Annotated in this window: 17 protein-coding genes; 6 read left to right on the top strand and 11 right to left on the bottom strand. The window is 43.3% G+C overall.

The window, feature by feature from the left end; genetic code table 11:
* Window positions 1-226: 226 nt before the first annotated feature.
* From dnaX to H4W00_RS08755, 4 genes are all read right to left on the bottom strand, one after another.
* The gene (gene dnaX, locus H4W00_RS08770; RefSeq protein WP_209957322.1) at window positions 227-2,104 is read right to left on the bottom strand and encodes a DNA polymerase III subunit gamma/tau; all 1,878 of its coding nucleotides are present in this window, start codon (window positions 2,102-2,104) and stop codon (window positions 227-229) included.
* A 288-nt stretch (window positions 2,105-2,392) separates the two neighbouring features.
* A complete protein-coding gene (gene lysS / locus H4W00_RS08765) occupies window positions 2,393-3,925 on the bottom strand; it encodes a lysine--tRNA ligase (RefSeq protein ID WP_209957319.1) in 1,533 nt (510 codons plus the stop codon).
* Window positions 3,926-4,223: 298 nt separating this feature from the next.
* A complete protein-coding gene (gene prfA, locus H4W00_RS08760; RefSeq protein WP_209957317.1) occupies window positions 4,224-5,315 on the bottom strand; it encodes a peptide chain release factor 1 in 1,092 nt (363 codons plus the stop codon).
* Between the two features lie 370 nt (window positions 5,316-5,685).
* Window positions 5,686-6,831 (bottom strand): beta-ketoacyl-ACP synthase III, encoded by a 1,146-nt coding sequence (locus H4W00_RS08755; RefSeq protein WP_209957314.1) that lies wholly within the window; start codon window positions 6,829-6,831, stop codon window positions 5,686-5,688.
* Between the two features lie 298 nt (window positions 6,832-7,129).
* Between H4W00_RS08755 and pnuC the strand changes: the two genes are divergently transcribed.
* The 3 genes from pnuC to H4W00_RS08740 all read left to right on the top strand — a co-directional run bounded on the left by pnuC (window position 7,130) and on the right by H4W00_RS08740 (window position 9,474).
* Window positions 7,130-7,855, top strand: coding sequence for a nicotinamide riboside transporter PnuC (pnuC, locus tag H4W00_RS08750; RefSeq protein WP_209957312.1), 726 nt, complete (start codon window positions 7,130-7,132; stop codon window positions 7,853-7,855).
* The gene (locus H4W00_RS08745; RefSeq protein ID WP_209957310.1) at window positions 7,806-8,393 is read left to right on the top strand and encodes an AAA family ATPase; all 588 of its coding nucleotides are present in this window, start codon (window positions 7,806-7,808) and stop codon (window positions 8,391-8,393) included. Before pnuC ends, H4W00_RS08745 begins: the two co-directional genes overlap by 50 nt.
* A gap of 199 nt (window positions 8,394-8,592) precedes the next feature.
* Window positions 8,593-9,474, top strand: coding sequence for a DMT family transporter (locus H4W00_RS08740; protein ID WP_209957308.1), 882 nt, complete (start codon window positions 8,593-8,595; stop codon window positions 9,472-9,474).
* 230 nt (window positions 9,475-9,704) lie between these two features.
* Here the strand turns inward: H4W00_RS08740 and H4W00_RS08735 are convergent, their stop codons facing one another.
* Window positions 9,705-10,565 (bottom strand): universal stress protein, encoded by an 861-nt coding sequence (locus tag H4W00_RS08735; RefSeq protein ID WP_209957306.1) that lies wholly within the window; start codon window positions 10,563-10,565, stop codon window positions 9,705-9,707.
* 55 nt (window positions 10,566-10,620) lie between these two features.
* Window positions 10,621-12,120 carry a SulP family inorganic anion transporter gene (locus H4W00_RS08730; protein WP_209957304.1) on the bottom strand — a complete coding sequence of 500 codons (1,500 nt, stop codon included), beginning with the start codon at window positions 12,118-12,120 and terminating at the stop codon, window positions 10,621-10,623.
* Window positions 12,121-12,876: 756 nt separating this feature from the next.
* Between H4W00_RS08730 and uvrA the strand changes: the two genes are divergently transcribed.
* Window positions 12,877-15,486 carry an excinuclease ABC subunit UvrA gene (gene uvrA, locus H4W00_RS08725; RefSeq protein WP_209957301.1) on the top strand — a complete coding sequence of 870 codons (2,610 nt, stop codon included), beginning with the start codon at window positions 12,877-12,879 and terminating at the stop codon, window positions 15,484-15,486.
* A 133-nt stretch (window positions 15,487-15,619) separates the two neighbouring features.
* On the opposite strand, the gene H4W00_RS08720 is transcribed toward uvrA, so the two are convergent.
* The 4 genes from H4W00_RS08720 to H4W00_RS08705 form a co-directional block, all read right to left on the bottom strand.
* The gene (locus H4W00_RS08720) at window positions 15,620-16,147 is read right to left on the bottom strand and encodes a GlcG/HbpS family heme-binding protein (RefSeq protein WP_209957299.1); all 528 of its coding nucleotides are present in this window, start codon (window positions 16,145-16,147) and stop codon (window positions 15,620-15,622) included.
* Window positions 16,148-16,307: 160 nt separating this feature from the next.
* Window positions 16,308-17,519, bottom strand: a complete 1,212-nt coding sequence (locus H4W00_RS08715; RefSeq protein ID WP_209957298.1) for a CynX/NimT family MFS transporter — start codon at window positions 17,517-17,519, stop codon at window positions 16,308-16,310.
* Between the two features lie 279 nt (window positions 17,520-17,798).
* Window positions 17,799-18,269 (bottom strand): cyanase, encoded by a 471-nt coding sequence (gene cynS / locus H4W00_RS08710; protein WP_209957296.1) that lies wholly within the window; start codon window positions 18,267-18,269, stop codon window positions 17,799-17,801.
* Window positions 18,270-18,455: 186 nt separating this feature from the next.
* The gene (locus H4W00_RS08705; RefSeq protein WP_209957294.1) at window positions 18,456-19,118 is read right to left on the bottom strand and encodes a carbonic anhydrase; all 663 of its coding nucleotides are present in this window, start codon (window positions 19,116-19,118) and stop codon (window positions 18,456-18,458) included.
* Between the two features lie 106 nt (window positions 19,119-19,224).
* On the opposite strand from H4W00_RS08705, the gene cynR reads away from it, so the two are divergent.
* Window positions 19,225-20,106 carry a transcriptional regulator CynR gene (cynR, locus tag H4W00_RS08700; RefSeq protein ID WP_209957291.1) on the top strand — a complete coding sequence of 294 codons (882 nt, stop codon included), beginning with the start codon at window positions 19,225-19,227 and terminating at the stop codon, window positions 20,104-20,106.
* 163 nt (window positions 20,107-20,269) lie between these two features.
* Here cynR and H4W00_RS08695 read toward each other — a convergent pair whose 3' ends face one another.
* Window positions 20,270-20,869 (bottom strand): class I SAM-dependent methyltransferase, encoded by a 600-nt coding sequence (locus H4W00_RS08695; RefSeq protein ID WP_209957289.1) that lies wholly within the window; start codon window positions 20,867-20,869, stop codon window positions 20,270-20,272.
* 603 nt (window positions 20,870-21,472) lie between these two features.
* On the opposite strand from H4W00_RS08695, the gene benE reads away from it, so the two are divergent.
* On the top strand, window positions 21,473-22,669 hold the full coding sequence (benE, locus tag H4W00_RS08690; RefSeq protein WP_209957287.1) for a benzoate/H(+) symporter BenE: 1,197 nt from the start codon (window positions 21,473-21,475) through the stop codon (window positions 22,667-22,669).
* Window positions 22,670-22,791 lie beyond the last annotated feature (122 nt).

The raw sequence follows: 22,791 nt of genomic DNA, 5'->3' as shown, positions 1-22,791 counted from the left end.
CTAAGCTATCCTACAGTTTTTAATATAACTTAACCATTATAGCTGATTTTTATTAATTTTAAAGTTTTAAAACACGTCTTTTCTATCAGATGTATTTGAATTCATAGTTAATAAAGTCAGCAATATCAAGGATATAGAATAATATAGACCTGTTGTAATGATAAGTCTTTACGTTTATTCACAATTGATTTCTAATAATATTGTGGTAATAATTTTTTTTGACTGTTTAATACAACTGAACTTTGCCCATTTTTCCTTCGCCGCGATCAAGCAGATATTGCATTACTGGCGAATTCGTTAATCTTGATTCTGCTACCGCTGTTGCTTTTACTAGTCGCTGCTTCTGACGACGTTCGGGCGTCTTGTCATCGGCTTGCATAACGCTACTATCAATCTGCAAGACAATCTCTGCCTGCATAAACTGCTGTTGCAACTTAGCCGCGAGCTGCTGAAAAGTTGCTTGCAGATGTTTACTATCAACGCCCGTAATAAAAGTAGCTTGCCCATTGCAGGTGCCAGTCATCAACCCTTGACGAGCCAGCGCGCGCTCATCTTCCGCCAGACGGTCTCCTTCACGCGCTGTTTGTAGCCAGTAATCCCATTTTTCTGGCGTCCACTCACCCGTCAATTTTTGCGGCGAACAACGCAATAAGGTACGCGGGTCGTCAGATACTGCTGTTAATTGAGAATCATTTCGGTCGGGTTCTGCAATTGGTTCTGCAATTGGTTCTGCAATTGGTTCTGCAATTGGTTCTGCAATTGGTTCTGCAATTGGTTCTGCAATTGGTTCTGCAATTGGTTCTGCAATTGGTTCTGCAATTGGTTCTGCAATTGGTTCTGCAATTGGTTCTGCAATTGGTTCTGCAATTGGTTCTGCAATTGGTTCTGGCTCAGTAGTCTCATAAGAAACATCGTAGGCTTGTGAGTCAGACGCCGAGGTTGCGACATGCCCAGCAGCAAGTGCAGTAGTTGAGACATCACTAGGATTTGATATCAACATGTCATCGACTGGTAATGGACGAAAAGCCAATAGCCGTAAAATACACATCTCCAGCGCTTGCATCGGGGTGCTTGCAAGCTTAATACCTTCGCGTGCTTGTATTATAATCTCATAATATAACTGCAAGACATCAGGACTAATGTGCTGCGCTAAAGCATTGATAGTTTGTGCTTGCGCTTCATTCACGTTAAGGGCCACTTCAGGCAGCAGCTGGGTTAATGCCAATTGATGCATCAGCTCAGCGAGGCCGTCGAACATGCTACTGGCATCAACCATTTGTGCGCGCATCTGCTCAATATGCGCGGCAACTGCAGACTTATCATGATTATAGATATCAGTAATTAACCGTACCAAATCAGCCGCATCAATCAAGCCTAACATCGCATTGACGGTCACATCATCGAGCGCACCTTGGCCAAAAGCAATCGCCTGATCGGTTAGTGACAGAGCATCACGTACCGAACCTTTAGCGGCACTTGCCAGCTGCCATAGCGACGGTTGTGTATAAGCAACCTGCTCTTGGGTTAAGACCTTGGCCAGATGCTCACTAAGCAAGGTTTGCGGTAAAGGCCGAAGCACAAACTGTAAACAGCGCGAGATAATGGTAATTGGTAGCTTCTGAGGATCAGTGGTGGCTAGCAAAAACTTCACATGCTCAGGTGGCTCTTCTAAAGTCTTGAGTAACGCATTAAAGCTGTGGGTCGACAGCATATGCACTTCATCGATTAGATAAACCTTATAGCGCCCTTGGCTGGGTGCATAAGGCACATTATCAAGTAACTCTCGGGTGTCCTCAACCTTAGTACGGGAGGCCGCATCAATCTCAATAAGATCAATAAAACGCCCTTGATCAATCGAAACACAATTATCGCACACACCACATGGGGTACTGGTCACCCCCATATCACAGTTTAAACATTTGGCTAAGATACGCGCAATCGTGGTCTTACCAACACCGCGTGTGCCAGTAAATAAATAAGCATGATGCAGCCGATTATAATCAATAGCATTGATTAGTGCTTGCGACACATGACTCTGCCCTATTAACTCATGGAAGTTTTTGGGTCGGTATTTACGGGCTAAGACTTGATATTGCTGGGTCATATCTATCCATTTTGCCAAGTGGCTTAGATTACTAGAATACTTATAAGTAAATACGAGTGCTATTTGAGAGTGCTCATTATAGCAAAAAGCCAGCGCATTCGTCTGGCTTCTTAGCTATTGAACAGTGACTCACATAGAGTTAATAGCGATTTTTGCTAATCGTTATGATCAATCCACAATAATACGCATACATGACAACCATATACAGACTATGTTCAACTCAATAAAACGAGTACTTCAAACAAAGACGCTTGATAACCTAATCATTCATTATGGGCAGGTTTTAATCTATTTATCAGTCTTAGGGCGCATATGCGGGAATAAAATCACATCGCGAATACTGGCCGAATCGGTAAACAACATTACTAAACGGTCGATACCGATACCTTCCCCTGCGGTTGGCGGTAGGCCATAAGATAAGGCTTCGATATAGTCTTCATCAAAATGCATGGCTTCAACATCGCCAGCATCTTTTTCAGCCACTTGACCACGGAAACGCTCCGCTTGATCAGCCGGATCATTCAATTCACTAAAGCCATTGGCCAGTTCACGACCACCAATGAATAACTCAAAGCGATCAGTAATGTCAGGGTTGTCATCGTTACGGCGTGCCAGCGGTGAGGTCTCAGCAGGGTATTCAGTAATGAATGTTGGCTGACGTAATTGATGTTCAGCCGTTTCTTCAAAAACGATGGTTTTTAATTTACCAGCCCCAAAGACGTCTTTCACTTGCTGCTTAAGTGTATTAGACACATAATCTGCTAAATATTCGCGGTCATCAATACGCGCCATATCAAAACCTTCAGCATATTGCGCAATAGCATCAGACATTGAAATACGGGCAAATGGTGCTTGTAAGCTAATAGTTTCTTCTTGATAAGTCAGCTCAGTACTGCCTAAAATGTCGGTCGCCAGCTGGTTAAATAAACGCTCGGTCAAGTCCATCAAATCGTGATAATCCGCATACGCTTGATAGAATTCAATCATAGTGAATTCAGGGTTATGGCGAGTCGAAACTCCCTCATTACGGAAGCTGCGATTAATCTCAAATACTTTTTCAAAGCCACCAATCACTAGTCGCTTCAAGTACAACTCAGGTGCAATGCGCAAGTACAACGGCATATCTAAAGCGTTATGATGAGTCTCAAAAGGACGAGCTACTGCGCCGCCTGGAATGGGATGCATCATTGGCGTTTCAACTTCCATAAAACGCTCATTCAACATAAATTGCCGAATACCACTAATCACTTGGCTGCGAGTGATAAAGGCATCGCGAGTAGATTCGTTAGTCATCAAATCTAGATGACGATTGCGATAACGGGCTTCAACATCCGCTAGGCCATGAAACTTGTTAGGCATTGGACGCAATGACTTAGTAAGTAGGTGGAACTCTTCGATGTGCACATACAGATCGCCTTTTCCTGAACGACCGATATAGCCTGACACGCCAACGATATCGCCCAAGTCTATAGACTTAATACTAGCGAGGACCTCGGGGTCCAACTCTTTGCGTGCGACGTACAACTGGACACGACCACTCATATCTTGGATCACGATAAATGAGCCACGGTTAAGCATCACTCGACCTGCCACGTTGACCGGTGTTTTCTCGCCTTTAGCAGCGTTGTCTTCAATCTCTTGCTTGGATATACCTTCAAAGGCGGCTTGTAAGTCTTGGGCGTAATCTGTACGCTTAAACTTATTTGGATAAGGCTGTTTACCAGAAGCCGTTATTTCATCTAGCTTAGCTTGCAGTTGAACAATCAGCTCATTGGCGTCTTCTAAGGTGGCGACTTGTTCTTGGTTATTTTTCTTTGACATAACACTCTCAAAATTATTGGATAATTAAAGGAATAAACTAAAATAATAAATCTAAAACAGCTGAAAAAATGAACTTTATTCTTAATCGACAACCATCAATCAGCATTAATCGATACAAATCGCAGGTTGTGACACACCCTGCTCAATAACTTGACGACAACCAAAAGGGTCGCTGTTACTAGCGCACTGCCCGACTTGATCAGATACTCCAGAGCAAATGAATTCGCCACTGTGTCTACACTTGTTATTTTAATGGCCATTATTTTAATGGTCATTATTTTACTCGCTATTGGTTATTTTAATCACCGCCACCAATACTGGCCATCAAGTCTGCTTGGTGCTCACGTAACAGCGAATCAAGCAGCTCGTCCATATCACCTTCCAAGATAGCATCAAGCTTATATAAGGTCAGGTTGATACGATGGTCAGTCATACGTCCTTGCGGAAAATTATAGGTACGAATACGCTCACTACGGTCGCCGCTACCTACCAGATCACGACGTATGGTGTCTGCCGCATCAACTTGAGCCTGTACTTTGACTTGTTGTATTCTTGAAATCAGCATCTTCATTGCTTGAGCACGGTTTTTGTGCTGGCTGCGCTCCTGCTGACACTCTGCCACAGTACCCGTTGGAATATGGGTTAAGCGTACGGCTGAGTTAGTCGTGTTGACATGCTGACCACCGGCGCCACTTGAGCGAAAGGTGTCAAAACGAATGTCCGCTGGATTTAAATCGACTGTATCATCAATCTCAATTTCCGGCATTACCGCAACGGTACAGGCTGACGTATGCACACGGCCTTGGCTTTCAGTCTCAGGCACACGCTGAACACGATGTACCCCGGATTCAAACTTTAAGCGGCCATAGACGCTGTTACCCGATACACGGGTAATAATCTCTTTATAACCGCCATGCTCACCTTCACTGGCTGACAGTACTTCCATTGTCCACCCTTGAGTCTGTGCATACTTTTGGTACATCCGAAACAGATCACCTGAGAAAATCGATGCTTCATCGCCACCAGTGCCCGCACGAATCTCCAAAAATGCTGGAACTTTATCGTTCGGGTCTTTAGGCAACATCATGACGTTGAGCGCCTCTTCCATCTCTACGATGGTATCACGTGCGCTGTCAATTTCATCCTGCATCATCTCTTTCATTTCAGGATCGACAGACTCCGCTAACATCCCTTCGGCATCAGCTTGATCGACTTCGGCGTGCCTATAGTTCAACCATAACGTGGTAATGTCCATCAAATCGCTGTGCTCAACAGACAGTTCACGGAATTTATTATTATCACTGATGATATCAGGATCAGATAATAAGGCAGTAACCTCTTCGTAACGGTCTACCATCTGGTCTAAACGCAGGCGCAAGGATTCTTTCATAACAGGACTTTTATCTAAATGATGGAAATAAGACCGCGATTATAGCAAATTTTTACGGATAAATTAAAACCACTGCGCAATCTTAATGCTTATATTAGCGACGGCCACTAAATATGCTCCATAAATGTTGTTCATAAGCAGCAATAACGAAAATCAGAACAATAAAAAATAGCTAAGATTGCTCTTAGCTATTTTGTTCTCTATCAGGACAATAGGTCATTCATATCAGATATTTAGTTTACTGTAGTCAAAACCGTGTGATGATAATACAAAGCAACCAAACGTAAATAACAACTGACTAACATAAGCAGACACAACATGTGATTCTAGTGCCCACAAACAATCTACATTGATTTGATTATAACTGTTCTTAAGCTTTGCGTACTAATACTGACCCAATCGAGTAACCGGCACCAAATGAGCAAATGACACCTAGATCGCCCGATGTTAGCGAGTCTTTATAACGATGGAAGACTACCATTGGGCTAGATGAGCTGGTATTAGCAAATTCGGCAATGACGCTTGGGGCAATAGCTTTGTCTGCATCTTTGCCAATGACTGTACGTAAAATTAAGTCCAGCATATTAGCATTGGCCTGGTGTAGCCACATCATCTTAACCTCAGAAGTTGGTATATCATTTTCCTGTAAGTGCTCGGTGATGACTTGTGAGACTTTTGGGCAGACTTCACGGAACACTTTACGGCCATTTTGTAAGAACAACTTGTCAGTCACTGGTTCTTTAATATCAGGATACATCTGAGTTTCGGCCGCTAAAAACTCTGAGCGATCCATAAAGCCATATTCGTTTTTGATATTAGTCGAAAACTCAGTAAATAATTTACAATTTAAGATTTCATAACCTTTAGGCGTATCTAAATCTTCTACGATACAAGCGGTTGCGACATCACCAAAGATGAAATGACTGTCACGGTTACGCCAGTTTAGGTGCGCAGAAGTAATCTCAACGTTGACTACAGCCACTCGTTTGGCCAAACCAGATACGATTGAGCCGTGCGCTTGTGACAGACCAAAGGTTGCTGCACTACAGGCCACGTTCATATCGTAAGCAAAGCCACCAACCATACCAATTTCATTTTGAATTTCAATAGCCACTGCTGGATAGGTACGCTGAAAATTCGAGCAGGCGAGAATAATACCATCTAGATCATTGGCTTCTAATCCAGCATCTGCTAACGCATCTTTAAGCGCCGCAGCCCCCATTTCTGCCATGATGGACAGCTCTTCGCCTAAGTTACGGTAAGCGATGACTGGAGCCATAATTTCGGGGTTTAAAATACCGTCTTTTTCCATTACATAACGCGACTTAATACCGGATACTTTTTCAATGAACTCAGCTGATGAGTGCTGGAGTGCTGGTATGGTATCGCTTGCTATCTCGTCAGCATGCTGTTCGTTATATTTATCGACATACTGGTTGAATGACACTACCAGCTCTTCGTTACTGATGCTATAAGGGGGTATGTATAGGCCGGTGCCGGTGATACAAGTCGTCATGATAAGCTTCCTTGTCTACTATGGTGTCGCTTACTAATAAGCATAAAAGTGGAGAAAACAGCGCAGGCTACTTTCAATGAACAATGGTTCGGTGAATAACTGTAAACTTAAAATCAATGCCTTTATTATGCCTGAATATTATTATTATTCTAATACTTTGTTACAAATAATCAATTTCCAGTCTATAACTGGCAAAGGTTGGCTTAATTGACGCGCACCTACTATATAATCAGGAGCACTCAAAATCGTTAAACTTTATTAAAATTCATTAGAAATAGTAATTAGGAGACAAGATTCAATGGCAGGACTCTTTGACTGGCTGTTCGGGCAGTATGCTGATTACTCTACCCTTTTCATCGGCTTAGAATTAATTGCCGTTATATTCGGTGTGGCAAGTGTGTTGCTTGCCCGAAAAACTAATATTTTGGTATTTCCAATTGGCCTGGTCAGCACCGCTATTTTTGTTTATCTACTATGGAAATGGCAGTTATTTGGTGATATGTTTATTAATGCTTATTATACGGTCATGAGTATATACGGTTGGATAAATTGGTCAAAAAGCAAAGTAAGTCACGGCAGCCAACAGTCTGACCAGCAGTTAAATGAATCATCTCAGGCTGAAGTGCAAATTGAACATATCCAGTCAAGTGACGCACCGATTATGGCTGTACTAGCAACTGCGACGGTCGCATTCGTTGCGCTAATTTATTATTTCCGACCCGTGATTAATAATAATTTTAGCTTCGATGGCGTGGTGTTGGGTGTGCACTTATTTACTTGGGTCGATTATACCGATATGCTAACCACCGCGCTGTTCTTAATGGCGATGTGGTTAATGGCCAGTCGAAAGATTGAGCACTGGTTATTATGGATTGTCGCCGATGCTATTTCAGTACCGCTATACTTTTATAAAGGACTCACCTTTACCGCACTACAATACGTGGTGTTCACCTTCATTGCAATTTGGGCCTATTATGAATGGCAGCGACGCTACCGCATTCAATTTAACGCAGCATACGCCTAAATCGATCATCAAGATAGCCATCTTAGGTGCAGAAAGCACGGGTAAGACTAGCTTATGTCGTGATTTGGCCGTACATTTTAACAGCCCATGGGTACCAGAATATATGCGCACCTACTTGCAGGCAAAATGGGATAGCGAGCAAAAAATCTGTACCTGGGACGATTTATTGCCCATAGCTCAAGGTCAAATAGACTTAGAAAATGAGCTGGCTCAGCAGGTTGAACAAACTACGGGCTACCTGTTTTGTGATACCAGTTTATTCGAGCTGATGGTTTACGCCAACTGGTATTACGGCGACTGCCCTGATGCCATCACACAGGCAGCATTGGCACATAATTATGACTTAATCTTATTGACCAAAGCCGATATACCCTGGGTCGCTGACGACTTACGTGATAGTCCACATGAACGCGAAGAAATAAGCGCTCGCTTTGCAGATGAGCTGGTTCACCATGATAAGATATTCCGCCAGATTGGTGGGAATAGGAATGAAAGAGTTCAGCAAGTAGTCGATTGGCTTAATAAAATACAGAGTTGAGTCTTATTATTTAATACATCAAAGTAGCTCGCACATAAGGCTATCACTGACTTACCACACTTATTACCTTACCTTATAATCTTTTATAAAAACTCACTTAAAAAATTTCCTTGTGTTTAGTGCAACGCAGTGCTTCACTCTTTCCCAGCTCAAATTTTTGCTATCGCTATACCCCCACTACGCACGCTAAGGATTATTTTTGAAAGCCACGTTGTACACAATTATTGCTTTAATTGCATTTGCCGCAAACTCTATTTTTTGTAGAATGGCCCTAGTTGAGGGTTATATCGATCCATGGAACTTTACTATTATTCGTCTGCTCAGTGGTGCCGCCTCTTTAGGCATTATTATGGTGATTTATACTTATAATTTAAAACGTAAAGCCACATTTAACCCGGCTATTTTAAAGGACAAAGGCAGCTGGCTAAGTAGCATTAGCTTATTGTTTTACGCACTGTGTTTTTCGATTGCCTATGTAGAACTGGATGCGGGTACGGGGGCACTTATTTTATTTTCAGCCGTACAACTGACCATGATAGGTTGGGGTATCTATAAAAAAGAGCAATTAAGCGCATTGCAGTGGGCAGCTTTTGTGGTCGCAATAGCAGGTTTTGTCTACTTAATGCTGCCTTCAGCAGCGGTACCATCACTGTTTGGGGCAGCAATTATGGCCATTAGCGGTATGGCATGGGGTATATACAGTATACGCGGTCAAGTGTGTGTATCACCGCTTAGAACCACAAGCTTTAACTTTATAAGGAGCTTAGTCGCCATTCCCCTATTGTTGTTAGTCGGTATAAGCCACATACAAGACATCAGCATTGAAGGAATATTATTAGCGAGTACTTCAGGGGCGATTACCTCAGGTATGGGCTATATCCTTTGGTATGCTGCTATGCCGCTGTTAAAAAGTACCCAAGCGGCAGTCGTACAGTTTTGCGTACCCGTGCTTGCGGCTATTGGTGGTGCGCTCTTTCTATCTGAGCAGTTGACCATGCGATTTATAATAGCAAGCACGATCATTTTAGGGGCAGTTCTGGTGTTTGTTTTAAACAAAAAAGCGCTTAGAGAGCCTACTTAAAATAGCGAATGCGCAAGAGATAGATATGGTAAATCCAATTTAAAAGAGATACAGTGCTACTATTATGAATTTTTCGCAGCCTCCGTCACACTTGTGAACAGCAAGCAAGAAAAATTTATACCAGTAGCACGCTGACACAAATGCACCTATTTTATTTTGAACTGGCTATATATAATGAGGATGTTGATAGATTATTATCATCAGTAGTAACAATCAAAACCTAAGGCGCCCTAATGCACCAAAATAACCGGTGACAGTGTGCTAGCAATAATTTGTGTCGTTGTACTACCCAGAAACAATTGCCGCCACTTGGAACCACTGTAAGCCCCAACCACGATAATATCGACATTATTGTTTGCTTGAAATGCCAATAGTGTGTCAACAGCATCAGACTCAGGTAAGTGATGAGCCTCTACTGTAAAGCCCGATGAATCTAATTGCTGAAATGCCGCTGCTAAGCTTTCTTTAGCATAGTCATCATGATTGCCTATCATCACAATATGACCTTGCAACCCTTTTAACAGTGGGCTCTTTGCAATCATTTGGATCGCTTTAATGGCCGTTTCACTGGCATCAAATGCGATCATGTATGAGGTAGGGGCGGTAAACTCCTCTGAACAAATCAGGATAGGTATGTGTGATGCGCGTGCCACCGTTTCGATTTGGCTACCAATATTGATTCGATCATTTTTATGATCTTCTCCGCGCCGCCCCATAACAATGGCACGATTTTTTGCTTCAAAGTGTTCAATAGCGGGTAATAACTTGCCGCGGCGTTGATAAATGCTAACTTCCACATCAAAATCACTGTTGATATGACTTTTTGCATCTTGTACTAAGGCATTACTATAACTGTTCACTACCTTCGCTCTTTGTTCATCGAGCTGGGTTAATTCTTCTAATAAAAACTGGCGACTGTTCACCCCTATCGCACCGGACAAGTCGCGCCTGGACGACGCAGGGATATCGCTAACATGTAATAGTGCCACCGGTAAATCTAAGCGACTGGCGTACCATGCAGCGTAGTTACAAACGGATTCAGTGACTGCCGATCCATCGATACAAGCTAAAATATGCTGTTCTGTGGTCATAATTTATCCTTAATTCTTGAGTGAATAAAGTTATCAACAAGCCCTTAACGAGCGTTTAATGAGCACTTAAGTTATTAGCGGCGTCTGATTTGTCATGAACACCGAACTTTTCTACCATCGCTTGGCTGGCCTCATTAAGGCCTATCAGCTCAACTTCGGTGCCTTCTCGGCGAAACTTAATAATAACTTTGTCAATAGCAGCGACTGCTGTCACATCCCAAAAATGAGCCTCAGAGACATTAATAACCACATTAGGGATCGCCTCCTTAATATCAAATGATTCTATTAAGCGCTCTGCAGATGAGAAAAAGACTTGGCCATTCACTCGATAGTAACGTGTTTGCTTTGATTCATCCAGTTGCGTATCGACACTCATATAACGCTCAATCTTATTAGCAAAGAATAATGCCGATAACAGAACACCAATTAAGACCCCATAAGCTAAGTTATGGGTGGCTACGACCACCGCAACCGTGGTGATCATTACTAAATTACTCTGTAGAGGTTTGGTCTTGAGCTCCTTAAAAGAGCCCCAGTTAAAGGTACCAACCGATACCATAATCATAACCGCCACTAACGCGGCCATTGGAATAATCTTCAACCAGTCGCTTAAAAAGACCACCATCAATAATAAAAACAACCCAGCAATTAAGGTCGATAAACGAGTAAAGCCGCCTGATTTTACGTTGATTATAGACTGACCAATCATCGCACAACCTGCCATACCACCAAAGAAACCACTAACCATATTTGCCATTCCCTGACCTTTGCATTCTTTATTACGATCGCCTTTGGTGTCCGTTAGGTCATCTACAATACTCAAGGTCATCATAGATTCTAACAAACCGACTATGGCCAAACTAATAGAGTAAGGCAAGATAATACGCAAGGTATCCATATTTAGAGGAATATCAGGTAATAAGAAAATTGGCAGGGTATCCGGCAACTGGCCCATGTCACTGATAGTTCGTGCCTCTGCACCAAATACAATGGCCAATATAGTCACCAATACGATGCAAACCAAGGGTGAAGGAATGATCTTGCCAATTTTTGGAATGTGAGGATAACCATATATTATGATTAACCCTAAAGCAACCAGAGCATAGACATGCCATAAATTGGAGCCCGCTTGCGGCATTAACTCAGGAAGTTGCGACATAAAAATTAAAATGGCTAAGGCATTAATAAAACCAATAATAACTGACTGAGAAACGTACTTCATCAGATTACCCAGTTTTAAGAAACCAAAGATAACCTGTAAAACCCCTGTCAACACAGTTGCTGCCAGCAAGTACTGTAAACCATGATCTTTGACTAGCGTGACCATTAATAAAGCCATGGCACCAGTAGCGGCAGAAATCATCGCTGGCCGGCCGCCAACGAAAGCGATAACCACTGCGATACAAAACGAGGCATAAAGACCCACCTGTGGGTCGACACCAGCAATAATTGAAAAGGCAATGGCTTCGGGAATAAGCGCTAAGGCGACCACCATACCCGCTAAAATATCGCCTCTAACATTTGATAGCCAATGCTCTTTAATAACATTTAACATTTTTAACTCAGTCTTATTTACGGATTTATTATTTTAATAATCGATAAGTTTAAGATAAAAAAATACAGTATTAGCCCTCTATAATCTTCCAGCTACGCTCTTGAGCCTATTAAATATGCTGAGAAGATACTAGATATTATTTAAAGGTCTTAATTATAAATACTATTTTGAATACCCTGATTTTAGAAACTTAACTTATAAATCGATTAGTAAGATAGATAATAAAGCAATGCGATCACGCAGAAAAAGGCGCAAAACGCTTTAGAAGAGGGGTATTACTATAATAAGCAATAAGTTACGGACAGAGGTACAATTAGATTGGCATATTCATTTTTATATTAAAACTCTCATATGATTGATAATTTATATGACTGATTGACCAATAGTCGCTGGTATTAATGCCGCTAATTCTACCACACAGAGAAAGTTAAGAAAATATTGTATTTCCTAACTTTAGTAAAGTCATTAGCTGCAATAGTTACAACTATAAAAATAGGCTTACTAAACTACGCTAAACGAAGCAGGCTACTGGTATTAAAATAAGATAATGTTAGTACGTACCGACAGCCATCAATTCAGAACTCATAGTACAGTAATTCTTATTCAAAAAAACTGAGTTCAATCTCAAGTCTAAATGCCCTAAAGTTGCCTTAAGGGGCCTATTAAAGGGCGCATTCAACCAGCTAAACACTTTGACCGGCATAACCCAACCACAGCGAAAATTAAAAAATATAATTCAATAGGAGTAGCCTTTTTATGGCGACCACCAATAACGACCTAGTAAACAATAGCAATCCAATAGCGAATCAGAGTCAAGCTAAAGACACGCTCCATAATACTAGCCCCCGCGATACCGATCTTCGTGATACTAATAATAGCATTCAAGTAAGGGGTGCCCGCGTTCATAACTTAAAGAATGTTGATATCGATTTACCTCGTGATGCGCTGGTGGTTTTTACTGGGATATCAGGCTCAGGAAAATCATCACTGGCTTTTGGTACCTTGTTTGCAGAGTCACAACGTCGTTACCTTGATACCGTATCGCCTTATGCGCGGCGCTTGATAGACCAAGTTGACGAGCCCGATGTTGATTCAATAACGGGGCTGCCACCAGCAGTCGCACTACAACAACAGCGTGGCACACCCTCTGTGCGCTCATCGGTTGGCAGTATTACCACAATTTCTAACGGGTTGCGCATGCTTTATTCACGGGCTGGTGACTACCCTGCCGGTCAGGACATGCTCTATGCAGATGCGTTTTCGCCTAACACCCCCGACGGCGCCTGCCCTGTCTGCTCTGGTATCGGTCGCGTGTTTGAGGTAACTGAAAAGCTGCTGGTTCCCGATGATACCAAAACCATTCGAGAACGGGCCATTGCAGCCTGGCCACCTGCATGGCAAGGTAAAAACCTGAGCCGTATATTGGTGACTCTTGGCTATGACATCGATACGCCGTGGCGGTCGTTACCGAAAAAAACCCGCGATTGGATCTTGTTTACTGACGAAACCCCGACAGTACCTGTCTATCCAGAATATAGCGGTGAACAAGTACGCGAAGCAATTGTAAAAGAAGAAGAGCCCAATTATATGGGTACCTTTGCAAGTGCTAAACACTTTGTTTTGCACTCTTTTGCCACCACCCAAAGCCCTCGCACTAAAAAACGTGTGTCCCAATTTATGCAGATATCTGTCTGTCCAGAATGTCACGGCAAAAAATTAAAGCAAGCATCGCTGTCAGTCAAATTTGCAGGACTAGATATTGGTGAGTTGTCGCAGTTGACCTTGACCGAAGTTGCTCTCAAGCTTCAGGCTGCTGCCAATAACAAACCTACTGATAACATGAAAGATCGAGAAAAAGCAATCGTCGCTCAGCGCATCGCCCGCGATGTTCTGTCTCGAGTTGAGGCCCTGACGATGCTGGGCTTGGGTTACTTGTCGCTTGAGCGCACCACCCCTACTTTATCTCCAGGTGAGTTGCAACGCTTACGGCTTGCCACCCAAATTCGCTCGCAACTGTTCGGAGTAGTTTACGTCCTTGATGAGCCCTCCGCAGGTTTACACCCCGCAGATACTCAAGCGTTATTAAGTGCCTTGGATGAACTAATAGTCGCTGGCAACTCAGTATTTGTGGTTGAGCACGATGTTAGCGTTATCAGACACGCCGATTGGATAGTAGACGTTGGACCAGATGCTGGTACTCATGGCGGCGAGGTTATTTACAGTGGGCCTATAGATGGTTTACGCGAAGTGGCTAGGTCACACACTGGCCGCTATCTTTTTACCACCGATGCGAAAATTAAACACACCCCAAGAGCGCCGATGGCTTGGCTCAAGCTAGCAGGAGTTGAGCGTAACAACCTACAAAATTTAGACATTGAGTTTCCGTTAGGCGTGATGACTACCGTTACTGGGGTATCCGGTTCCGGTAAATCAAGTTTAGTGAGTCAAGCCCTGGTCGAACTCATTTATGAGTCACTAGGACAACAATCTATAATTGCAGCGCCAACTGGCGAAGCTGATTTACTCGAACAAGAGTTGGAAACACCAACCGGTGGGCAGATTGTTGCTGGAATGAGTCACGTAAAGCGACTAGTAACCGTTGATCAAAAAGCAATCGGTCGTAGTCCTCGCTCAAACCTGGCCACCTATACCGGCATGTTCGATCATGTCCGTAAGTTGTTTGCGTTGACCCCAGAAGCAAAAGCACGTCGCTACGATATGGGTCGCTTTTCGTTCAATACGGTAAAAGGGCGCTGCCCCAATTGCGAAGGCCTCGGCTTTGTCATGGTCGAGCTGTTATTTCTTCCTAGCGTTTATTCGCCATGCCAAGTCTGTCATGGACAGCGCTACAATGACAAAACCCTTGAAATCACCTATCGTGATAAAAATATTGCCGAAGTGCTCGCTCTGACGGTTGAATCCGCCTATGAGTTCTTTGCAGATGAGCCTGCCATTTTGCGCGCGCTAAATGCCTTGCTGCAAGTCGGACTGGGCTACTTAAAACTCGGCCAGCCAGCCACTGAACTATCTGGCGGTGAAGCCCAGCGGATCAAACTGGCCACTGAACTGCAACGCACCCAGCGTGGCAACACTCTTTATGTGCTTGATGAACCGACCACCGGCTTACATCCTGCAGACGTATCGATGTTGATGTCACAATTGAACGGGTTGGTTGACGCTGGCAATACCGTCATTATGGTCGAACACGATATGCAGGTTGCCAGTAATAGCGATTGGGTTATCGATATCGGCCCAGGTGCTGGCGATAAAGGCGGACTTATTGTTGCTCAAGGCGCACCTGAAGAAGTGGCTTGTTCAGAAATAAGCCAAACGGCGCCCTTCTTAATGGCAGAGTGCAACTCTTAAAAAGAACTGCCTTAAAAGTAGCATTTAGAAACCTCATAAAGTGATGTTAATTCATAGCATAAAAAATAGAGCCGATAATGGCTCTATCTTTTTGTAAATACAGATGTGTAAATACAGATTTGTGAGTACAGACTTAATCCAAAGCCTTTATGCCTGCTTTGGCAATCCGCACATCTTCACTACCATGCGCACCGCCTACTCCGATGCCACCAACCACAACACCATCGATATAAATGGGAACGCCGCCATCTAACATCAATATATTTTCATCTAAATACCGAATGTCAGCAGGAATACTACCGTCTTTGATACCCTTAGCAATGTCCGCAGTTTCTCTTTTTTGTGAATTGGCGGTATATGCTTTTTTATAACTGGCACGAATGGTATGCACGCCTGCTCGGTGATCTCTCAAAACGGCCAACGTCTGTCCTGAGCGATCAACCACCGTTACGGACACCATTAGTTGATCTTTTTTAGCTTCTAAGGCGGCGGCATTGATCATGTTCTGTGCCATCTCACCCGTTAACACAGGAATGGTTGCCATATAAGCTCCAGAGTTAGTTGCACTGGGTATAATTTGATTGTTTGGTGAGGTACTGGCACAAGCCGTGACCGATAACAAAGAGGTTGCAAGAGCCGCATATATAAGTAATTTCTTCATTTTAAACCCTTAATATTATTTTTTTTGCCTAACTTAATAGGTCTCAGTCAGTATAATCTAATTAACACTGCTTTAATTTTCATACGTTATTCAGCATACATAAATCAATAAACCTGAATCAACACACACTCTTTAATAAGCTGTAATCAACAAGTCTTGATTAAATATCAGTCATATTCATGGCTTTAGCATAGCTGCTGGGGTTAAATCTGGTGGTGACCACAAGCATACCTATTAGCGTGATCAAAAGCATCAGCCAAACGGCCTGAAAATCACCAGTCCCTTCACGTAAAACTCCGGCTAAGTAAGGGACGATTGCAGTGATTATAAAACCAACGCCTTGTACAAAAGCGGTCAGTGCACCAGCTAATTTAGGGAGTGATAAATGATCAAGCGCCACGGTCAGCGTTAATGCAAAACAAGCGCCCAGGCCACAACCTATCATGGCGGCCCAAACAATCAGCAATGACTCTGGCATTAGCATTAATCCTGCAAAGCCGATAATCTGAATACCTACTGCAAAAAACAACCAAGGGCGTCGATCCAGGCGACTAGAAGAGAGCGCAGGAGCACCAAGCGCACCGATCACCTGAAAAACAGTCATGATACCGATTAACTCACCGCTACTCTGAGCGCTCCAACCTAAACCACGAGCATAAGTCGGCAAAAAAGCGATCATACAAGCATAACCGGCGTTGGCCAAGCCAAAATAACTGGCCAGTAACCAGGCACGACGATTTTTAAAAAAATTGACCGGTACACTGTTATGCTTGGTTTCCATCACTTCCGATGGTCTCAGCCACCATAGCAAGAGGGCAACGACTGGTAGTATTAGCCATATACCAAGGCCTGCTTGCCAGCTGCCATAATGCTCAGCCACTAGTGGGCTAAACGTAGCAGCAATTCCACCACCCGCCATTAGTGAGGCTGAATAAATACCCATCGCTAGCGGTACGCGCTTAGGATACCAGCGTTTTACGACGCCGGGCGCCATCGCCTGTACGATAGCGATACCAGTACCGCCTATTAGCGCGCTAGTAATCAGAGTCCAACCTGATCCTAATTCCAGACGCCACAAGCCTGCTAATGCTATAGCGATTAGTCCACCCGTTATCCAAGCACTTTCGCTCAGCCGTTTGCCCACCCATGGTAACAGTAAAGGAAACACGCCCATACAGAACATGGGCAACACCACTAGTAATGAGGCCGCTTGCAAACCTATACCGGTACTCAAGCGAATTTCCTCTAGCAGAGGGCCGGTAGACGTTATCGTTGGGCGTAGGGTCAGTGCCAATCCAGCAATCACTATCATAGGCCAAAATAGGGTCAATGATGACTGGCGTGCGGTGGCAGAAATGTGATCAGTGCTCATTAATAAAAGGCCTTCCTTTGTATACTTAATCTACTTTAAAATTAGTACCACGTGGCTTAGAGAAATTTTTGAGCAGTTGTGCGGGTTTATATAGCGTGTCTGTTTCAATCAATAGCGACTGTCGTTAAACATAACTAAATATGTCCGAAAAAAGCCGACGCAGAGCGCCGACTTTCGCCATATTACAGTTTTTTAGTCGCATTTTTAGTAATGATTTTAGCCCTGTACTCGTTCTAAAAAGCTTTTAAGACTTTTTGAGGCCAGTGTCTAGGGACACAGTTAAAAAGGTTTGAAAGGCAAGAACTTACCATCAAGGATAATAACCGCGCGGTCACCACCTTCTGGGTCTGCAACTTTTTTGATATCCATTTTAAAGTTGATAGCGCTGATGATGCCGTCACCAAATTGTTCATGAACCAAAGCTTTGAGAGTAGTACCGTACACCTGCATCATCTCGTAGAATCTGTAGATAGTAGGGTCGGTCGGCATTTCACTGCCAACGCTACCGCGTAACGGAATAGCTTGTAGTAAAACGATAGCATCATCATCAAGACCTAAGGTTTCGCCAACTTTTTGCGCAGCCTCAGTAGGTAAAGGATGCTGACCCAGTAGAGCGGCAGTTACATAGACGTCGCTAAGACCAGTACCAGCGGCTATTTGTTCGAACGACAAACTTTTCTCAGCTTTGGCGGCAATGATGGTATCTGTTAGTGCTTGGCGGGCAGTGTTGCTAATTTGAGATTGAATCATGGTAGTACCTTTTTTAGTGAGTGGTAGTAGTTATTAAGTAAACAATTGAGTAATTACTAAGTTGAAAATCATTGAGTTTGAAATAATGCTAATCAATATTACTTATCGTTGATAAAGCTCAAACCCTATTGGCTTAAACCATAAAATTAAAACAGTAAGCTCGAATAACGATCTTAAATAATAAGCTTAGACCGCTACAGGAATAGGCTGTATAGGATAAGCGCGAACTTCAGTATGCTCTGCAAGGGAAACAAAATCGTTGGTAGCGCCGTCTAAGGCATCAATGCCACCGGTCTCGATATCGTATACCCAGCCATGCAGTGCCAAACGGCCTTCTCTTAGCGCCAGACGAACAGAGGGATGAGTTTTAATATTTTCAATCTGAGCGATGACATTTTCTCGCACCATAGATTCAATACGGTCGCTAGCACTTAAATGGGTAATAGATTCATTAACTACCCGTGCTGAGTCAGCGTAACGCAACCAGCTACCAACTGCTGGCATGTGATCCATGCAGGTGCAATTAGCAATGGCTGACATGGCACCACAGTCTGAATGCCCACAGATGACCACATCCGTAACTTGTAGTGCGGTTACGGCGTACTCTACTGAGGCTGACACCCCACCGGGCTCAGGTCCATAAGAGGGAACAATGTTGCCAGCATTCCTAATAACAAATAGGCCGCCCGGTTCGCGCTGGGTTACCAGCTCAGGCACTAAGCGGCTGTCTGAGCAAGAAATGAATAGCGTACGCGGGTTCTGTTTAGTCGCTAAATTCTTGAACAAATCAGCACGTTCAGGAAATGCATCGCTATGGAACTTCAAAAAACCTTCAATAATATCTTTCATAACGGCTGTCGCTGTTGTTTCGATAGAATGAATAATACGCCGTTATTGTAATAAGGTAAAATACTGGTATATTATGATATCGATAATAAATACTTATAGGTATATTATGATACTTAGACATATTAAGTACTTTCTCGCGGTTGCCAAGCATCACAGCTTCACGCAGGCAGCAGCATCTCTGTATGTCTCGCAGCCCGCCTTGTCGCAACAAATCAAACAACTAGAAGAAACCTTAGGGGCGACCTTATTTGATCGTTCGGGGCGTCGCGTTAAGCTAACCGATGCCGGTGAAGTGTACGCCCGCTATGCGCGCAAAGCCTTACAAGATTTAGAAGAAGGACAAAGAGCACTGCACGATGTACAAAACTTAAGTCGCGGCGCTTTACGAATCGCGATTACTCCTACGTTTACCACTTACCTGATCGGGCCACTGATAAAAGAATTTCATGCTTGCTATCCTAACGTCACCTTAAGCGTACAAGAGATGTCGCAGGAGCAGATGGAAAAGCACTTGCTTGATGATGCCTTTGATGTGGGTATTGCCTTTGCAGAGGTGCAATCTGCCGACATAGAAACCCAAACCTTACTCGTTGAAACCCTGGCATTGGTAGTGAATAACCACCATCCCCTTGCACAGCATCAAGCTATTGATTTGCCAACCCTGAATGCGCAATCATTGGTGCTATTGAGCCATGAATTTGTGACCCGTGAGCAAATTGAGCGTTATTGTCGCCAACACGATATCCAGCCACAGGTACTGATGGAGGCCAATTCATTAAGCGCCGTTATTGAAATAGTACGCCACACCCAATTGAGCACTTTATTACCGTCCAACATTGTGAGTAATCGTGATGAGCTGGTCGCCATTGCATTAGCCCCAACTTTACTAAAGCGCACTGCGGTATTATTACAACGAAAAGGCGCTTATCAAAGCGCGGCTACTGCAGCTTTTATTGACTTAGCACACAAGGTCTGCAAGCCAGCTTAAAGGACTAATCTTAAATAGTGACCAGTATCAAGCTAATTGAACGTTTCGATTGGTTTGCGCAATGAGCAATATGTGGGCACTTATTTAATAAGAGCCTGCTTAGCGACAGCGTGTTAAACGTTAAGATAGTTGCAAGATAACGGCATCTCTATCTAGGCCACGCTTACTTTTTATAACCGATAAATTGCACGACTGCACTGAGACCTTGATGGCGATCTCCTTCTGAGACAATACGTTGCTTTTCAACCCCAATAACCTCCTCTAGTTCTGTAAGCTCACTCTGTAAGTCTTCTAATGACACAAATCTATCTTTTTGGTCAGCAGATGGCCCACCAACCCCTTCCATGGTCGTTTGCTGATACGTATAAGCTTCAAGAATAAATACCCCACCTGGCTGTAACGCTGATGCAACCTGTGCATGAACACGGCGCTGTATGGCTTCAGGCATATGCGCCCAAATAGAAACAATGCCATCCCATTGCTGTTCGCCTAATTCATAATCAGCCAGGTCTGCAACCTGAGTAGAAATTTCCACTCCTTTATCGCGGGCTAGTTTCAGCGCTTTGTTTAAACCAACTTCGGAGAGATCAATGCCAGTTACCTGATAGCCTTGTTGGGCTAAGAACACCGCATTTCTTCCTTCACCTTCAGCCAAACATAACACACGTCCCCCTGCTGGTATTTTCTGAAATTGCTCTTTTAGAAAGTCATTGGCTTCTGTGCCGTAAGCAAAACCTGCTTCACGATAGCGTTCGTCCCACATGCTATTTTCCTTTTATAGTCAACGAAAAGTAATATCGATACATAACCTACTGCTGGCATACGTTTTTCTTGCTTGCTGTGCCTACGCAGACAGAGGCTGCAAAAAGCTTATAGCAGCAGTACCGTCGCGTTTTTAAGGTATTTTAACTATAGTACTTAAGTTCAGGTATTTAAGTTCAGGTATTCAAGATTAGGTATTTAAGTTAAATATCTATTCTACTATCTAATCAATCGTATTGTCTGTAAGGATAACAAGGCTTATATTTTAGGTTGCTGGCTACAAAATTCAGTCCGATAGCCAGTCCCACCGAAAGGAGCTAGCTTGAGAAAACCTATCTTATTTTTGCCTAAAGAATTAACGGTTCGTCGTAGAATATTTTAAAAAGTTGATGGGTATAAGAACAAAAAAGCTCAGCACAAGTTAGACTGACTTGATTAAATTAGCTGATCGACAATCAAATGATTGAATGATGGCAGTTAACAAATTAGCCCGATAGCGTTAAAATATTATTTAAACATATAGCGTGGTTTTTGTGTTGCGCTACCTAAGCTAGGTTTACTGGCTATTGACCCACTGATTATTGATGATTCGCAAGAAGACAATATGGCAACTTTGATCCAAACGCTTAAAGAAGATTGGTCACTCTCAGCATCTATTGCCGGTTTTTTAGCGGTGCTGATCGCTTATTCTGGCCCGCTGATTATTTTCTTTCAAGCGGCGCAAGCTGCGCAAGTGTCAGATGCCATGATGGCCTCTTGGATTTGGGGTATTTCTATCGGCGCAGCGATACCTAGTATTTACCTATCTATCAAATATAAGACTCCCGTGGTCATGGGCTGGTCTGCCCCAGGTACGGCGCTGTTAATCACACTATTTCCGCAGATGAGTATCAACGAAGCAGTCGCTGCTTATATTATCTCAGCCTTAGTTATATTTATCATTGGTGCCACAGGCTACCTTGATAAAATCCTAAAGCTGATCCCTCCTGGCATTGCAGCTGGAATGATGGCCGGTATTCTATTTCAATTTGGCCTAGAGTTATTTATCGCTACTGACACCATGCCGTTTATCGTATTCAGTATGCTGGCTTGTTATTTATTAGCCAAACGTTGGTCGCCGCGCTACACCATGATTTGGGTATTGCTGTGCGGCGTTATCTTGAGTGTGATATTCGGCAAGATGAATCCTGTCGATATCAATTTTTCAATAACCATACCCACACTCATCTGGCCAGAATGGTCATGGAACTCAACGTTGAACCTAGCCATTCCGCTGATCTTAGTGAGTTTAACCGGACAACTGTTACCCGGTATGGCTATTTTAAGACTGAGTGGTTATGACATTCCTGCTAAGCCTATTATTACGGTTTCCAGTATTGCCTCGTTGGCGGTCGCTTGTGTTGGTGGCATAACGGTTATACTAGGGGCTATTACCGCCGCATTATGTACGGGAAAAGACGCACATGAGCTTAAAGAAAAGCGCTATATCGCAGGCGTGGCTAATGGTATTTTTTACTTATTAGGCGGCTTATTTGCGGGCAGCATCGTCACCGTATTTAGCTTGTTACCCAAAGAGCTCATCGCAGCGCTAGCAGGTCTCGCATTAATCGGTGCCATCTCTGCCAATATTACCGTTGCCATGAAAGATGAGAGCCAAAGAGAATCAGCGTTGATTACCTTTTTAGCCACCGCATCTGGCATGCATTTTTTGGGGCTAAGTTCAGTATTTTGGGGTATATGTATCGGTATGATTGCGCACTATATATTGACTAAGAAAAGGGTTGTGGAGGTTGGTGTGTAGTTAATACGTAGCGTTCTTGTGGTTGTTTTGATGATTTTAAAATAAGCAGATTATATATTAATTAATTTTAAATAATATCAGTTAGCTGTAAGGTGGGTTACGTACTTGCTAACCCACCCTAC

This window comes from Psychrobacter sp. PL19, assembly GCF_017875835.1.
Lineage (GTDB): Bacteria > Pseudomonadota > Gammaproteobacteria > Pseudomonadales > Moraxellaceae > Psychrobacter.
Note: the sequence above shows the minus strand (reverse complement) of the source record. Positions and strands in the feature narration are given on the sequence as shown.

Coding starts and splice junctions, on each gene's coding strand:
- H4W00_RS08705 (WP_209957294.1), bottom strand. CDS start 19,118: ATGAAAGATATTATTGAAGGTTTTTTGAAGTTCCATAGCGATGCATTT.
- H4W00_RS08745 (WP_209957310.1), top strand. CDS start 7,806: ATGAATGGCAGCGACGCTACCGCATTCAATTTAACGCAGCATACGCCT.
- H4W00_RS08735 (WP_209957306.1), bottom strand. CDS start 10,565: ATGACCACAGAACAGCATATTTTAGCTTGTATCGATGGATCGGCAGTC.
- H4W00_RS08755 (WP_209957314.1), bottom strand. CDS start 6,831: ATGACGACTTGTATCACCGGCACCGGCCTATACATACCCCCTTATAGC.
- dnaX (WP_209957322.1), bottom strand. CDS start 2,104: ATGACCCAGCAATATCAAGTCTTAGCCCGTAAATACCGACCCAAAAAC.
- prfA (WP_209957317.1), bottom strand. CDS start 5,315: ATGAAAGAATCCTTGCGCCTGCGTTTAGACCAGATGGTAGACCGTTAC.
- uvrA (WP_209957301.1), top strand. CDS start 12,877: ATGGCGACCACCAATAACGACCTAGTAAACAATAGCAATCCAATAGCG.
- cynS (WP_209957296.1), bottom strand. CDS start 18,269: ATGATTCAATCTCAAATTAGCAACACTGCCCGCCAAGCACTAACAGAT.
- H4W00_RS08715 (WP_209957298.1), bottom strand. CDS start 17,519: ATGAGCACTGATCACATTTCTGCCACCGCACGCCAGTCATCATTGACC.
- pnuC (WP_209957312.1), top strand. CDS start 7,130: ATGGCAGGACTCTTTGACTGGCTGTTCGGGCAGTATGCTGATTACTCT.
- H4W00_RS08695 (WP_209957289.1), bottom strand. CDS start 20,869: ATGTGGGACGAACGCTATCGTGAAGCAGGTTTTGCTTACGGCACAGAA.
- H4W00_RS08720 (WP_209957299.1), bottom strand. CDS start 16,147: ATGAAGAAATTACTTATATATGCGGCTCTTGCAACCTCTTTGTTATCG.
- lysS (WP_209957319.1), bottom strand. CDS start 3,925: ATGTCAAAGAAAAATAACCAAGAACAAGTCGCCACCTTAGAAGACGCC.
- benE (WP_209957287.1), top strand. CDS start 21,473: ATGGCAACTTTGATCCAAACGCTTAAAGAAGATTGGTCACTCTCAGCA.
- H4W00_RS08730 (WP_209957304.1), bottom strand. CDS start 12,120: ATGTTAAATGTTATTAAAGAGCATTGGCTATCAAATGTTAGAGGCGAT.
- cynR (WP_209957291.1), top strand. CDS start 19,225: ATGATACTTAGACATATTAAGTACTTTCTCGCGGTTGCCAAGCATCAC.